General features: G+C 33.8%; 11 protein-coding genes and 6 tRNA genes. 4 read left to right on the top strand and 13 right to left on the bottom strand.

The genetic code is table 11. The features are described 5' to 3' along the window. Positions 1–46 precede the first annotated feature (46 nt). The 3 genes from KA814_RS08550 to glmS all read right to left on the bottom strand — a co-directional run bounded on the left by KA814_RS08550 (position 47) and on the right by glmS (position 3,189). A complete protein-coding gene (locus tag KA814_RS08550) occupies positions 47–847 on the bottom strand; it encodes an ABC transporter ATP-binding protein (RefSeq protein WP_064209824.1) in 801 nt (266 codons plus the stop codon). Positions 848–874: 27 nt separating this feature from the next. Next, complete coding sequence (locus KA814_RS08545; protein WP_046207716.1) at positions 875–1,234, bottom strand: DUF2200 domain-containing protein; 360 nt, start codon at positions 1,232–1,234, stop codon at positions 875–877. Between the two features lie 149 nt (positions 1,235–1,383). Continuing rightward, a complete protein-coding gene (glmS, locus tag KA814_RS08540) occupies positions 1,384–3,189 on the bottom strand; it encodes a glutamine--fructose-6-phosphate transaminase (isomerizing) (RefSeq protein ID WP_046207715.1) in 1,806 nt (601 codons plus the stop codon). Between the two features lie 641 nt (positions 3,190–3,830). Here glmS and KA814_RS08535 point away from each other — a divergent pair. The 4 genes from KA814_RS08535 to KA814_RS08520 are packed head-to-tail and all read left to right on the top strand — an operon-like array spanning position 3,831 to position 8,978. Beyond that, complete coding sequence (locus KA814_RS08535; protein WP_046207713.1) at positions 3,831–5,366, top strand: PTS mannitol transporter subunit IIBC; 1,536 nt, start codon at positions 3,831–3,833, stop codon at positions 5,364–5,366. Between the two features lie 38 nt (positions 5,367–5,404). Further along, positions 5,405–7,435, top strand: a complete 2,031-nt coding sequence (locus KA814_RS08530) for a BglG family transcription antiterminator (RefSeq protein ID WP_064209823.1) — start codon at positions 5,405–5,407, stop codon at positions 7,433–7,435. 5 nt (positions 7,436–7,440) lie between these two features. Continuing rightward, positions 7,441–7,875, top strand: a complete 435-nt coding sequence (locus tag KA814_RS08525; RefSeq protein WP_046207711.1) for a PTS mannitol transporter subunit IIA — start codon at positions 7,441–7,443, stop codon at positions 7,873–7,875. After that, complete coding sequence (locus KA814_RS08520; RefSeq protein WP_064209822.1) at positions 7,875–8,978, top strand: mannitol-1-phosphate 5-dehydrogenase; 1,104 nt, start codon at positions 7,875–7,877, stop codon at positions 8,976–8,978. The genes KA814_RS08525 and KA814_RS08520 overlap by 1 nt, the downstream gene beginning before the upstream one ends. A gap of 310 nt (positions 8,979–9,288) precedes the next feature. Here the strand turns inward: KA814_RS08520 and glmM are convergent, their stop codons facing one another. From glmM to KA814_RS08470, 10 genes are all read right to left on the bottom strand, one after another. After that, positions 9,289–10,644: a phosphoglucosamine mutase gene (glmM, locus tag KA814_RS08515; protein ID WP_046207709.1), complete on the bottom strand. Its 1,356-nt coding sequence runs from the start codon at positions 10,642–10,644 to the stop codon at positions 9,289–9,291. 24 nt (positions 10,645–10,668) lie between these two features. After that, the gene (locus KA814_RS08510) at positions 10,669–11,601 is read right to left on the bottom strand and encodes a CdaR family protein (protein ID WP_064209821.1); all 933 of its coding nucleotides are present in this window, start codon (positions 11,599–11,601) and stop codon (positions 10,669–10,671) included. 1 nt (position 11,602) lies between these two features. Next, the gene (gene cdaA, locus KA814_RS08505; RefSeq protein WP_019467737.1) at positions 11,603–12,409 is read right to left on the bottom strand and encodes a diadenylate cyclase CdaA; all 807 of its coding nucleotides are present in this window, start codon (positions 12,407–12,409) and stop codon (positions 11,603–11,605) included. 140 nt (positions 12,410–12,549) lie between these two features. Continuing rightward, positions 12,550–13,455: an arginase gene (gene rocF, locus KA814_RS08500; RefSeq protein WP_064209820.1), complete on the bottom strand. Its 906-nt coding sequence runs from the start codon at positions 13,453–13,455 to the stop codon at positions 12,550–12,552. Between the two features lie 250 nt (positions 13,456–13,705). Then, positions 13,706–13,778: transfer RNA gene (locus KA814_RS08495), tRNA-Lys, on the bottom strand. A 3-nt stretch (positions 13,779–13,781) separates the two neighbouring features. Next, positions 13,782–13,856, bottom strand: a tRNA-Gln gene (locus KA814_RS08490). 4 nt (positions 13,857–13,860) lie between these two features. Beyond that, positions 13,861–13,944: transfer RNA gene (locus KA814_RS08485), tRNA-Tyr, on the bottom strand. Positions 13,945–13,962: 18 nt separating this feature from the next. After that, positions 13,963–14,038: transfer RNA gene (locus tag KA814_RS08480), tRNA-Val, on the bottom strand. A 12-nt stretch (positions 14,039–14,050) separates the two neighbouring features. Beyond that, positions 14,051–14,122 (bottom strand) — tRNA-Glu (locus KA814_RS08475). 3 nt (positions 14,123–14,125) lie between these two features. Beyond that, positions 14,126–14,200: transfer RNA gene (locus KA814_RS08470), tRNA-Asn, on the bottom strand. Positions 14,201–14,231: the final 31 nt, after the last annotated feature.

The following is a 14,231-nucleotide window of genomic DNA, read 5'->3' as shown; positions in this document are numbered from 1 at the left end:
ATAAATCCTCCATCATATGTTATCGTCTTAAATTATGGCACTTTGTCTATGTTTCTGCAATGTCTTCATCTTCTAAAAACAATGTATAGCGCCCATGGTTATATGTTATGCTGACATTCCGCTTAAAGAAGTGACTTAATGTTGTATTATTTAGAATTTCGGATAATTGACCTTGTTTGAAAGATTGTCCATTTTTCAATAAAAAACCATAATCAATGTCCTGGGTGATTTCTTCTACAAAATGCGTGACATAAATTACTGCTAATTGAGGATTTTGCTTATACAATTGTGTCAATGCACTTAATAAATCTTCTCTTGCAATAAAATCTAGTCCTGAAGCTGGTTCATCCAAAATTAAAAGTTTAGGGCTCCCCATCAAAGCTCTTGCTATCAACACTTTTTGACGCTCTCCAGTAGAAAGATAACCATAATATTGATTTTCAAATTGAGTCATTCCCATTTGCTTTAAATATTGTTTTGCCAAATCTATGTGTTGTTGTTGTACATCCTGAAACACACCGATTGATTTAAATATCCCACTCATTACTACATCTAAAACAATTTCACCATCTTGAAAACGATCCATTAAACTACTAGATACAAATCCAATTTGCTGGCGTACATTTTCAGCAGAATATCCTTTGTTTCCAGGCTTCATACCAAATAAAGTCATTTCACCTGACGTATTTGGCTCATAGGCATTTAAAATATTCAATAGTGTCGTCTTACCTGCCCCATTCAAACCATATAACATCCATTTTTCTCCCTCTTTAATCTGCCAACTCACACCTTGAACAATTTCTTTTCCATCTTTTCTTCTTGCTATATTGTTCAAATCAACTAGCATATATATCCCCCTTTGTTAAATTGCCATTTATTTTTGATTCTGTCTAAATATATTTTCCAATGTCTTACCTTTAGCTAATTCATCAACCATCTTGTCTAAATACCTAATCTCTTTCATTACTGATTCTTCCATATTTTCAACACGAATCCCACAAATAACACCTGTCACTTTAGTTCTATGTGGATTTAATTGTGGTGCTTGTTGAATAAATGTTTCATAATCAGTGCCATCTTCTACCATTTCATCCAACTGAGGTTGACTATAGTCGGTCATCCACTTAATGATCGTGTCCACTTCATTTTTCGTTCTACCTTTTTTTTCGGCCTTTTTCACTAAATGAGGATAAACATTTCCAAAAGCCATAGTATAAATTTTAGGTTTTGTCATTATTTTACACTACCTTTCTTTAATTTCTATATGTAATCGTTCTTCTTAGCATATTAAATTTTCTAAACTTTTGAAAACATTTCACTTTCAATAAGTTAAAAATAAAAGCTGAGACAATTTAATGTCCCAGCTCAAACTTATTTATAAATTTATTCAACTGTTACAGACTTAGCTAAGTTACGTGGTTTATCCACATCTAAATCTCTGTGCAGTGCAGCATAATATGAAATTAACTGCATTGCAACAACAGCAACTAATGGTGTTAACAACTCATGGACATGAGGAATAACGTATGTGTCGCCCTCTTTATTTAATCCATCCATAGAAATTATACAAGGGTTTGCGCCACGTGCAGCAACTTCTTTCACATTGCCGCGAATAGAAAGGTTTACATTTTCTTGTGTAGCTAAAGCAATCACTGGAGTACCCTCTTCAATAAGAGCAATCGTACCGTGTTTAAGTTCACCACCTGCAAAACCTTCTGCTTGAATATAAGAAATTTCTTTAAGCTTCAATGCGCCTTCTAAACTAACATTATAGTCGATTGTACGACCAATAAAGAATGCATTTCTAGTTGTTTCTAAGAAATCTGTAGCAATTTGTTTCATTACATCTGCATCATCCACAATTGTTTCAATAGCAGTAGTCACTTTCGCGAGTTCTCGTAATAACTCAACGTCGGCTTCTTTACCGTGTTCTTTCGCTACAATTTGTGACAAAATTGAAAGTACTGCAATTTGTGCAGTGTAGGCTTTTGTAGATGCAACGGCTATTTCAGGACCGGCATGTAATAATAAAGTATGATCTGCTTCACGAGATAATGTTGAACCAGGAACGTTTGTAATTGTTAATGATTTGTGCCCTAGTTTCTTAGTTTCTACTAATACAGCACGACTATCCGCTGTTTCACCTGATTGTGAAATGTAAATAAATAATGGTTTTTCAGAAAGTAATGGCATATTATATACAAATTCTGAAGCAACATGTACTTCTGTAGGCACGCCTGCCCATTTTTCTAAGTATTCTTTACCAACTAATCCTGCATGATAACTTGTACCTGCTGCGATGATGTAAATTCTGTCTGCATCTGCTACATCTTTTATAATATCCGCATCCATTTTCAAATTACCTTCAGCATCTTGATATTCCTGGATAATACGACGCATTACTGCAGGTTGTTCATGGATTTCTTTCAACATGTAATGATCATAAACACCTTTTTCTGCATCAGCAGCATCAATTTGTGCAGTATATGCTTCTCTGTCTTGTACCGTACCTTCTTGGTCTTTAATAACTACATCATCACGTTTAACAATAACAATTTCATGATCATGAATTTCTTTGTATTGGTTTGTTACTTGTAACATTGCAAGTGCATCTGAAGCAATAACATTAAAATCATCGCCTACACCAATTAATAACGGCGATTTATTTTTTGCAACATACATAGTGTCACGGTCATGACTATCAATTAATCCTAATGCGTAAGAACCTTCTAATAACGATACAACTTTCGTAAACGCTGCTTCTGTAGAAAGTCCAGTATTTGAGAAGTATTCAACTAATTGAACAATAACTTCTGTATCAGTTTCAGATAGAAATTTTACATCTGATAAATATTCATTTTTTAACTCTTCATAGTTTTCAATTACACCATTATGCACTAAAGTGAAACGTTTAGTTGCAGATTGATGTGGGTGTGAATTTTCATAATTTGGCACACCATGTGTTGCCCAACGTGTGTGACCAATACCTACATTGCCATCAACGTCTTTACTATCTGCAACTTTTCTTAACTCTGCAATACGTCCTTTTGATTTAAATACATTTGTGCCATCATCGTTAACAACAGCAACACCAGCAGAGTCATATCCTCTATATTCTAATTTTTCTAATCCTTTTAGTAACAATTCTTTGGCATTATCATGCCCGATATATCCAACTATTCCACACATATAAATACTCCTCCAATTTAATGGTGAAGGGTATTGAACGTTCGGCGTATAGGAACCTGTTCAATATATAAGACCAATTCAAATAAATTTCTTAACATTCGTTTTTGTAAGAAATTTTAAAAATAGGCACAGAAATCCCATTCACCTTTACTTTTAATTTTTATTTAATTTGGCTATCTTATTAACTTTGTGCACTAGGTCACCCTAATGTTTTCCTTAATAAGTTTACGAATGAGCCACATCCGGGATAGCATCCGCCGATGGTTCGATAACTATCCTCCTCGTCTACAAGCTTCGATTTCATATCTATTAAGATTTCTGCTATAAATCTTAAATGTTAAATATTTAACCGCTTCACTTGCACAGGCGCTTTTATTGATATATTTAAGACAAACTTTCCTCCTTTCCTTCAATACCACTAATTGTACAATGTATTTGTGACCAAATGCAAATTTTTTATTAACTTCATCCTTAAAATAATTGCAAAATGTTTTTATTATTAAAAATTCAAAACCTTCCATATATTAATAGTCATAAACTTGTCAAAAAATATGTGACAAATTTGAGATTACTATTTGTTGTTTATTTATGTAAACAGACCTACAATGATACTTAAATACAGAGAAAAAGAGGTGCAAATTATGTCACAAACAGATGCTCAAGAAAATAAAGGAATTGGTCGTAAAGTTCAAGCCTTTGGTTCATTTTTAAGTAGTATGATTATGCCTAATATTGGTGCTTTTATTGCTTGGGGTTTTATAGCAGCAATATTTATAGATGGCGGTTGGTGGCCAAATAAAGATTTAGGTGAATTAGCTGGACCAATGATTACTTATTTAATACCATTATTAATTGCTTATAGTGGTGGTCGCCTAATACACGAGATGCGTGGCGGAATTATTGCAGCTGTAGCAACAATGGGTGTTATTGTAGCATTACCAGAAACACCTATGTTACTAGGTGCAATGATTATGGGACCACTTGTTGGTTGGTTAATGAAGAAAACTGATGAATTCATTCAACCAAGAACACCACAAGGTTTTGAAATGTTATTCAATAACTTCTCAGCTGGTATTTTAGGTTTTATTATGACTATCATAGGTTTTAAAATATTAGCACCAATCATGGAATTTATCATGCATATTTTATCAGTTGCTGTTGAAGCATTGGTACATGCGCATTTACTTCCATTGGTAAGTATTATTGTTGAACCTGCTAAGATCGTATTTTTAAATAACGCTATAAATCATGGTGTATTTACACCATTGGGTGCAGATCAAGCTGCATCTGCAGGCCAATCTATTTTATACACAATCGAATCAAACCCTGGTCCAGGTTTAGGTGTTTTAGTTGCTTATATGATCTTTGGTAAAGGGACAGCTAAAGCTACTTCATATGGGGCTGGGATTATCCACTTCTTAGGTGGTATTCATGAAATTTACTTCCCTTATGTGTTAATGAGACCTTTATTGTTCATCGCAGTAATATTAGGTGGTATGACTGGTGTTGCTACTTATTCATTATTAGACTTTGGGTTCAAGAGTCCAGCTTCACCTGGTTCATTTATCGTATATATGTTAAATGCCCCTAAAGGCGAATTCTTACACATGATTACAGGTGTGTTATTAGCAGCAATCGTTTCATTTATTGTTTCATCAATTATTTTAAAATTCACAAAAGAAACAGAAGAAGATTTAGAAGCAGCGACAGAGAAAATGGAAGCCTCAAAAGGTAAAAAATCGAGTGTATCTTCTAAGTTAACAGGGAATAGTGATGATAACACTTCAACAACTACAAAAGATACAGCTGACAAAAATAGTGATAGTCAATCAGAGGATGATTTACTAGATAACTATGATACAGAGAATGTAGATGCACATGACTACAGTAAAGTAAATCATGTTATCTTCGCTTGTGACGCAGGTATGGGATCAAGTGCTATGGGCGCAAGCATGTTACGTAACAAATTCAAAAAAGCTAGCATTCAAGACGTTGAAGTAACGAATACAGCGATTAATCAATTGCCAAGTGACGCTCAACTTGTCATTACTCAGAAAAAATTAACAGATAGAGCAATCAAACAAGTTCCAAATGCAATTCATATTTCAGTAGAGAATTTCTTAAATTCTCCTAGATATGATGAATTATTAGAAAACCTTAAAAAAGAAGAAAACTAATCACTCACTAAAAGAGAAATAAATTGGAGGGTATGGCTATGTTTTTGAGTACACGTGAAAAGGAAATTATCGAAATGTTAATTAAGTATCACGGTCAATATGTCACTATTTATGACATTGCTCAACATTTAGCTGTATCCTCTCGTACTATTCATAGAGAATTAAAGTCTATTGAGCCATTTTTAGAAAGTTTTAATATTGAATTGGAACGCGTTACGAAAAAAGGTTTACAGTTATCTGGTAGTCCATCAGCGATACATTCATTAAAAAATGAATTACTTCAACAAGTTACGATTGATTTGTCTCAAGAAGAACAAAAAGTAATTATATTATATGCACTTATTCAAGCTAAAGATCCAATCAAGCAATACAGTTTAGCACACGAAATTGGTGTTTCTACGCAAACCCTAGCTAAATTACTAGATGAGTTAGATGGTGAACTCGTACAATATCAATTAACGCTTCAAAAAAAGCGTGGTGAAGGTATTCACCTTTATGGTGCTGAATCAAAAAAAAGAGAGTTATTAAGTCAATTGATGGTTAATAATTTAAACAGTACGAGTGTTTATTCTGTAATAGAAAACCACTTTGTGTATCAATCCATTAATCAAACTCAGTTACCAATGGTAGATTTAGATAAAATCTTCCAAGTTGAGAGAATTCTTATGGATCATTTAGGACAACTACCTTATTCACTGACAGAATCAAGCTATTTAACTTTAACAGTACACATTGTGCTCAGCATTGATCGAATGCTTAAAGATGAATATGTAGCTTTAAATGATGATATTTATAATCATGTCAAAGATACCTTTGAACATCAAGTCGCCTCAGCTTTAGCATTACATTTAGAGCACATCTACGGCGTTCAGTTCAACCAAGCCGAAATAACCTTTATCACGATTCATTTACGCGGGGCCAAACGCAAAGAAACTACTGAAGTGTTTAAAAATAATAAAGATGATCAACGCATCAAAAATCTTATTCAAATGGTATCAGAGATTTCTCAACAAACATTTAAAGATTGGCGAACATTAAGCGAAGGGTTAAAATTGCATATAATACCTGCAATCAATCGATTAAATGCTAATATTGAAACGCATAATCCTTTAACTGAAATGATTAAGCATAAATATCCAAGATTATTTGAAAGTGTACATCAAGGTTTAATAAAAACATGGCCAAATTTTCAATTTCCAGAAAGTGAAATTGCATTTATCGTATTACATTTCGGTGGTGCAATTCAAAAACAAGCCACATCTTTTTATAAGGTGCTCGTCGTTTGCAGTAGTGGGATTGGTACAAGCCGTCTACTTGCTACACGATTACAACAAACATTTAGTGAAATTCAACAAACAACGCAAGCCTCTGTGGGTGATCTTAATTCCATTGATATTCAACAATATGATGCTATTATTTCAACAGTTAATCTAGATATCAGCTTACCATATCTCACTGTTAATCCATTGTTACCAGATGCAGACATTAATCACGTAGCTGCTTTTCTAAACATGCAACAAGACAAGCCACAAACGCAAATATTTGATGATGCTGATATAACCTTTTCAAATCCTGAATATCAATTAGATTATATCCGTAAAGGACTTGAAGTCATTGATTCGATATATATTGATTATACACATATTCAAGATTGGATTATTTATTTAACAAGACAATTATTTAAACATCAAATTATTGAAGATAAACAGTCATTCGCTGAACTTATTAAGCAACGCATGGATGAACAAGGCTTTGTTTTAGATCCTTATCCTATTGCTATGCCACACTTAAAAAGTGATTTAATTAAAAAACCATTTATCCTAGTCACTATATTAGAAAACCCACTTTTGCTTAAAAGTAATCAAAATGACAAAGTTTCTGTAACATATTTATTAAATATGTTCATACCTCCGGATGATATCATGGCACAACTTATTAGTGAATTATCTGGAAAAATTGGTGAGCATCTCGATAATATCGATCAATTTATGCAACAACCAGAACAATTATCAGATTTACTAAAACAAAGTTATCTGAAAGCATTACAAAATCAATTAAACATGGAGTGAATAATATGAGCGAATTATTTAGCAATGACAATATTTTTATTAATCAAACAGTGAAAGATCAAAACGAAGCAATTGAAAAAGCAGGACAAGCACTTGTATCCAGTGGTGCAGTTACAGAAGACTACATTCAAGCTATGAAAGATCGTGAGCAAGTTGTAACAACATTTATGGGTAATGGATTGGCCATTCCCCACGGTACTGATGAAGCGAAAACTAGTGTATTAAAATCAGGGTTAACTTTAATTCAAATTCCTGATGGTGTTGATTGGGATGGAGAAGAAGTTAAAGTGGTTGTAGGTATCGCAGGTAAAGATGGTGAGCATTTAGATTTACTATCAAAAATTGCTATTACATTTAGTGAAGAAGAAAATGTTGAACGCATTATCAATGCTTCATCAGCTGAAGAAATTAAACAAGTATTTGAGGAGGCTGACGCATAATGAAAGCATTACATTTTGGTGCGGGTAACATTGGTCGTGGTTTTATTGGTTATATTTTAGCTGATAATGATATTAAAGTTACATTTGCAGATGTCAATGCTGAAATTATTGATGCTTTAGATTCAAAACATGAATATGATGTGATACTAGCTGACGATGCGCAAACAACAACTCGTGTGCACAATGTTGACGCAATCAATTCAGGACAACCTTCTGCTAAATTAAAACAAGCTGTATTAGAAGCTGATTTAATTACTACTGCAGTCGGTGTAAATATTTTACCAATTATAGCTAAAACGTTTGCGCCTTATTTAAAAGAAAAAGAAACACCGGTAAATATTGTAGCATGTGAAAATGCCATTATGGCTACGAACACATTGAAAGAGGCAATCTTAGATATCACTGGTCCATTAGATGACCATATTCATTTTGTCAATTCTGCAGTTGATCGAATTGTTCCTCTGCAGTCCAATGAGAATATTTTAGATGTCATCGTGGAACCTTTCTATGAATGGGTTGTAGAAAAAGATGCATGGTATGGTCCAGAATTAGATCATATCAAATACGTGTCTAATTTAACGCCTTATATTGAACGAAAATTATTGACGGTAAACACTGGTCATGCATTCTTAGCCTACGCTGGTAGATATAATAATCAACCTACGATTTTAGATGCAATGAATGATAAAATAATCAAACATGACCTGGAAGAAGTTTTAAAAGAAACCAGTCAATACATTACGAACCAATTTGATTTTTCAACATCAGAACAAGCAAAATACGTTGATAAAATTATTGAGCGCTTTAAAAACCCTCATCTTTCAGATGAAGTAACTCGTGTTGGTCGAGGCACAATCCGTAAAATTGGACCTCAAGATAGAATAATTAAACCATTAAATTATCTCTATCAAAATAATCTAAAACATCATGCCTTAATTAAAGCAGCTGCATTACTATTAAAATACGATGATACGAATGATCAAGAAACAGTTGAAAAAAATAATTATATTAAAGATTATGGTGTTGAAGCCTTCTTAAAAGATTATGCTAAAATTGATGATCACTTGGCTTCTGAAATTAACAAAGAATACAACGTTTTATAAAAGATAATGTATTATTAAATATCCAAAATTATAGACTAATCCTCATTTATATGGATTAGTCTTTTTAGTTAATTTTTATAACATTAGTTGTATTTGCAAGAAATAAGTGACTTTATAGCTCAATTCTGTACTTTTCTTATGCTTCTGATTCTACTAGATATCTACCTAACTTAATTTACAAAATGAATTTAAAATATAATATTATGAATTACACACTTCGTTTGGTTTATAGCTAATAAAAAAACTGTCAATACATGTACTAACACTATCATTAGTATCTGTATTAACAGTTTCAAATAAGACATAGAACTTATTCATTTAACCCCATTTTCTCTTTAACTACATCTGCAATTGTTTGGGCATAATGTTGTGCTGCTTCATCAGTTGCTGCTTCAACCATAACTCTTACTAATGGTTCCGTGCCTGATGGTCTAACTAAAATACGCCCTTCTCCGTTCATTTCAACCTCTACTCTAGTCATAACTTCCTGAACATCTACATTTTCTTCTACGCGATATTTATCAGTCACACGCACATTAACTAAAGATTGAGGATATTTTTTCATTTGTCTTGCAAGTTGACTCAAGCTTTTACCAGTCATTTTAATAATGCTTGCTAACTGCACGCCTGTTAATAAACCATCACCAGTAGTGTTATAATCCATTAACACGATATGGCCAGATTGTTCTCCACCTAAATTATAATTACCTCTACGCATTTCTTCAACTACGTAACGATCTCCTACTTTTGTTTTATTAGATTGAATACCTTCATCTTCTAAAGCTTTGTAGAATCCTAAATTACTCATGACGGTTGAGACGATCATATTATTATTTAATTCTTGGTTCTTGCTCATTGCTTGACCAATGATGAACATAATTTGATCTCCGTCAACGATATCTCCATTTTCATCAATAGCGATTATTCTATCGCCATCACCATCAAACGCTAATCCAAAGTCACATTCAGCTTCAACAACTTTTTCAGACAATGTTTCTGGATGTGTTGATCCTACATGATCATTAATATTATAACCATTAGGATTACAACCAACCGTAACTGTATCAGCCTCTAAATCTCCAAATAAAAACGGTGCTAGAGATGAAGTAGAACCATGGGCACCATCTAAGGCGATTTTCATACCATCTAAGTTAACATCAATCGTTGATTTTAAATAACTTAAATACTTCTGCGCACCTTCAAAATAATCAGAATAATGCACAATGTCTTCACCGACAGGACGTGGTAATTCTGGATTTTCTTGGTCTAATAATTGCTCAATTTCTCTTTCTTGATCATCAGATAGTTTGAAACCATCTGAACCGAAAAATTTAATACCGTTATCTGGGACAGGATTATGAGAAGCAGAAATCATAACACCTAATTCAGCTTCCATCTCTTTAGTTAAATATGCTACGCCAGGTGTTGATATAACGCCTAAACGCATGACTTCTGCACCGATTGAAATCAATCCAGCGATCAACGCAGATTCAAGCATTTCACCAGAAACACGAGTATCTCTACCTACTAGTACTTTAGGGTGCTTTTCACCTTCATTATGGGCTAACACGTAACCTCCAAAACGCCCTAATTTAAACGCAAGTTCTGGCGTTAATTCTTTGTTTGCAACGCCCCTTACGCCGTCTGTACCAAAATATTTTGCCATGATTTATATCTCCTTTATAAAAATCTATTTAATATTAATTTTTGCTGTTGTTTCATTTGGTTCAATTTTTGAAACGTCATCTGGTAATTTAAATTCTACATTTTTTTCAGTTGATTCTGTAACTCCATCTAAATCGATTTCTGCAGTAATTTCGTCAATATCTTGAATGTCGTTTCTATTACCGAAAATTTCTACTTCTTCTTTATCTAATTTTATATCATCTATCTCTTTACCTTTAGGTAAGGCGCCTATTGCTTTAGTTTTCACTTTTACTTTCTTGCTATAATCTTCCAATTTGACGCTCAAATTAACTTCATTTGGTTGTATTAATACTTTGATTTTATTGAGTTTTCTATCAAAAGCAGTGATACGTGCAATATCCGTAGTATCTTTACTAATTTTATCTTTATCTTTAAACGTAGCTTTTAAGTATGCAATTTTATCAATTTGCTTGTTACCACCAGTAACTTTAACTGTTTCAGGCGATACGCTTTGGTCACTCACTTTATAATTGGCATCTAAGTCATTATCACTCACATCAGGTTCTACTTTAAGTTTCTTAGTAACTTTTTCTTCAAGATTAACTGTTGTTTCTTTTGGCTTAACTGTATAATCAACGTCTTTATTTAAACCATTGACCTTGAATTGTGTGGTATGTTTTCCAGCCTTCTCACCACTCAAATCAAGTACAGCTTTAATATTTTCGCCGTTTTCAGCTTTCAACACTTGAGATTGTGGACCAGATATTTCAATATCCACTTTATTCGGTACATCGCTAGCATATAACGATTTACTATCATAATTAACTTGTACTGGTACATCCTGAAGTGTTTCAGTAGATTTTTGTCCCAGTTGGTCAGCATTAAAGATATTACCAAACATGTTATTGACAGATAAGAAGAATACTAATGCTAAAACTAATGCGATTAATCTTAATCCCCATTTACTTTCTAACATATTAATTCACACCTTTCTCTTGAAAGTGTGTGCCAAACCAATGTTCAGCCAATAATTCTTCAAATGCTTCATTAGAGATATCTTTTCTTAATTTACCATCAAACGTGACTGAAATAGATCCTGTTTCTTCAGATACTACTACTGTAAATGCATCTGAAACTTCTGAAATGCCCACAGCTGCCCTATGTCTTGTTCCCAGACTTTTAGCTATTTTAGCACTGTCTGACAGTGGCAAATAACTGGCAGCACTTGCAATTTTGTTCGCTTGAATGATCATAGCACCATCATGTAAAGGTGTATTTGGTATAAACACATTAGTCAGTAATTCTTGAGAAATTTCGGAATTCATTGCTATACCTGTTTCAATATAATCTTGTAATCCTGTTTCTTTTTCAAATACGATTAATGCGCCAATCCGGCGTTTAGCCATATACTGAACAGCCTTAGAAACAGATGAAATAAGCTTGTCTTCATCACTATTCAAACTTGTAGAATAGCGTTTAAATAGACTTCCTCTACCCAGTTGTTCTAAAGCACGTCTAATTTCCGGCTGAAATATAACGATTAAAGCTAAAACACCCCATTGTATTACTAAATCAAACAAACGAGATGTCGCTGTTAAGTTTAACATTTTACTCACTTGTTGGCCGATCACAATTACTACAATACCTTTCAGTAATTGAATCGCTTTTGTACCTTTAAATACTGTAATGAGAAGATAAAGTACATACCATACAATGAGCAAATCGAGTACACTAGCAATTATTTTGACTGTACTCCAATCATCAAAAAAGTTGGATAAATCCATAACATCTCCTCCGGTTATCTGTTCCCATGTTATATATTATACCAATCATAACATTAACTGTCATATTAAGTATTAATTTTTTATCATAAAATTAAAAGGAATAATATGGAATTACCCCCCATATTATTCCTTTTATTGTTTTACAATAATGTTTCACCAAAGAAACTACCTACTAATGAAACTGCCTGTTCTGCCGTGTGATTATTCATATCTATCAATGGATTTACTTCAACTAAATCCATGGAAGTGATTAAATTTGAATTATGTAATAATTCTAGCGCAAAATGACTTTCTCTATATGTTAAGCCTCCTAGTACTCTTGTACCAGTTCCTGGTGTTTCAGCAGGATCTAAGGCATCTACATCTAATGACAAATGAATGCCATCTGTTTTAGATTTCAAGTAATCTAAAGTTGTCTCCATCACGTGCTTAATCCCAAGTTTATCAATATCGGCCATTGTATATGTTTTTATATTATTTTCTTTAATATATTGACGTTCTCCCTTATCTAAATCTCTCATACCTATCAGTACAATGTTCTCTGGTCTAACTTTTGGCGCATAATTAGAGATATTCACTAATCGTGAGTCCCCTTCGCCTGCCAACACTCGCAGTGGCATCCCATGTATATTACCTGAAGGTGATTCTTCAGGTACATTTAAATCACCATGTGCATCATACCAAATCACTCCTAAATTTTCATAGTGTTTACTAATACCAGAAATTGAGCCTATTGCTATGGAATGGTCACCACCTAATATAAGTGGAAAATTACCATTATCAACACTTTGTGATACTGTTTCACTAAGTTGGTTAGATACTTCAACTATTTCATCTAAATTGCGTAATCCTTTTTGAGCTGAGTTGAACTTCTCTAAATGTATTGCAGGAACACTAATATTACCTGAATCTTTAACATTAATTCCAATATTTTGTATTCGTTCTACAATACCTGCATAACGGATTGCGTCCGGTCCAAAATCTACCCCCAATTTTTTTTGGCCATAAGTCGAAGGTGCACCAATAATCTCTACTAATTTATCCATTTAAAAAACCCCTTTGTTTTCGTTTGATACTAGGATAATCTAAAGTGATATGACTTTCAAGCTAATACAAAAGCCCCCAATTATGTAAATTTAAGCAAATTACATAAAGAAACAAAATAACGATTTTTAATTCAAAATAACTAGGTATAGCAACATAATTTCATTATTTTAAACAAAAAAATGTATATAATAAATATCAAAAAACTTCTATTAAAAACAAAAAAAGCATTCCCGAAGGAATGCTTAAAAGTGAGCCATAGAGGATTCGAACCTCTGACCCTCTGATTAAAAGTCAGATGCTCTACCAACTGAGCTAATGGCTCTAATGGCTGGGCTAGCTGGATTCGAACCAGCGCGTGACGGAGTCAAAGTCCGTTGCCTTACCGCTTGGCTATAGCCCATTAATGGTGGAGGGGGGCAGATTCGAACTGCCGAACCCGAAGGAGCGGATTTACAGTCCGCCGCGTTTAGCCACTTCGCTACCCCTCCGTATTATTAAATTAGCAATGGTGGAGGATGACGGGTTCGAACCGCCGACCCCCTGCTTGTAAGGCAGATGCTCTCCCAGCTGAGCTAATCCTCCAATATGTATCAATGACCCCGACGGGACTCGAACCCGTGTTACCGCCGTGAAAGGGCGGTGTCTTAACCGCTTGACCACGGGGCCATATGGCTCCACAGGTAGGACTCGAACCTACGACCGATCGGTTAACAGCCGATAGCTCTACCACTGAGCTACTGTGGAATAATAATACATTGCCTGGCAACGTCCTACT

This window comes from Staphylococcus sp. GDY8P196P (assembly GCF_017891705.1).
Taxonomy (GTDB): Bacteria; Bacillota; Bacilli; order Staphylococcales; family Staphylococcaceae; genus Staphylococcus; species Staphylococcus ureilyticus.
The sequence above is the reverse complement of the archived record's forward strand: the minus strand, read 5'-3'. Positions and strand labels throughout refer to the sequence as shown.

Excerpts from the sequence above, each read along its gene's own strand:
- KA814_RS08550 (WP_064209824.1), bottom strand. The coding sequence starts at position 847 with ATGCTAGTTGATTTGAACAATATAGCAAGAAGAAAAGATGGAAAAGAA.
- KA814_RS08545 (WP_046207716.1), bottom strand. The coding sequence starts at position 1,234 with ATGACAAAACCTAAAATTTATACTATGGCTTTTGGAAATGTTTATCCT.
- glmS (WP_046207715.1), bottom strand. The coding sequence starts at position 3,189 with ATGTGTGGAATAGTTGGATATATCGGGCATGATAATGCCAAAGAATTG.
- KA814_RS08535 (WP_046207713.1), top strand. The coding sequence starts at position 3,831 with ATGTCACAAACAGATGCTCAAGAAAATAAAGGAATTGGTCGTAAAGTT.
- KA814_RS08530 (WP_064209823.1), top strand. The coding sequence starts at position 5,405 with ATGTTTTTGAGTACACGTGAAAAGGAAATTATCGAAATGTTAATTAAG.
- KA814_RS08525 (WP_046207711.1), top strand. The coding sequence starts at position 7,441 with ATGAGCGAATTATTTAGCAATGACAATATTTTTATTAATCAAACAGTG.
- KA814_RS08520 (WP_064209822.1), top strand. The coding sequence starts at position 7,875 with ATGAAAGCATTACATTTTGGTGCGGGTAACATTGGTCGTGGTTTTATT.
- glmM (WP_046207709.1), bottom strand. The coding sequence starts at position 10,644 with ATGGCAAAATATTTTGGTACAGACGGCGTAAGGGGCGTTGCAAACAAA.
- KA814_RS08510 (WP_064209821.1), bottom strand. The coding sequence starts at position 11,601 with ATGTTAGAAAGTAAATGGGGATTAAGATTAATCGCATTAGTTTTAGCA.
- cdaA (WP_019467737.1), bottom strand. The coding sequence starts at position 12,409 with ATGGATTTATCCAACTTTTTTGATGATTGGAGTACAGTCAAAATAATT.
- rocF (WP_064209820.1), bottom strand. The coding sequence starts at position 13,455 with ATGGATAAATTAGTAGAGATTATTGGTGCACCTTCGACTTATGGCCAA.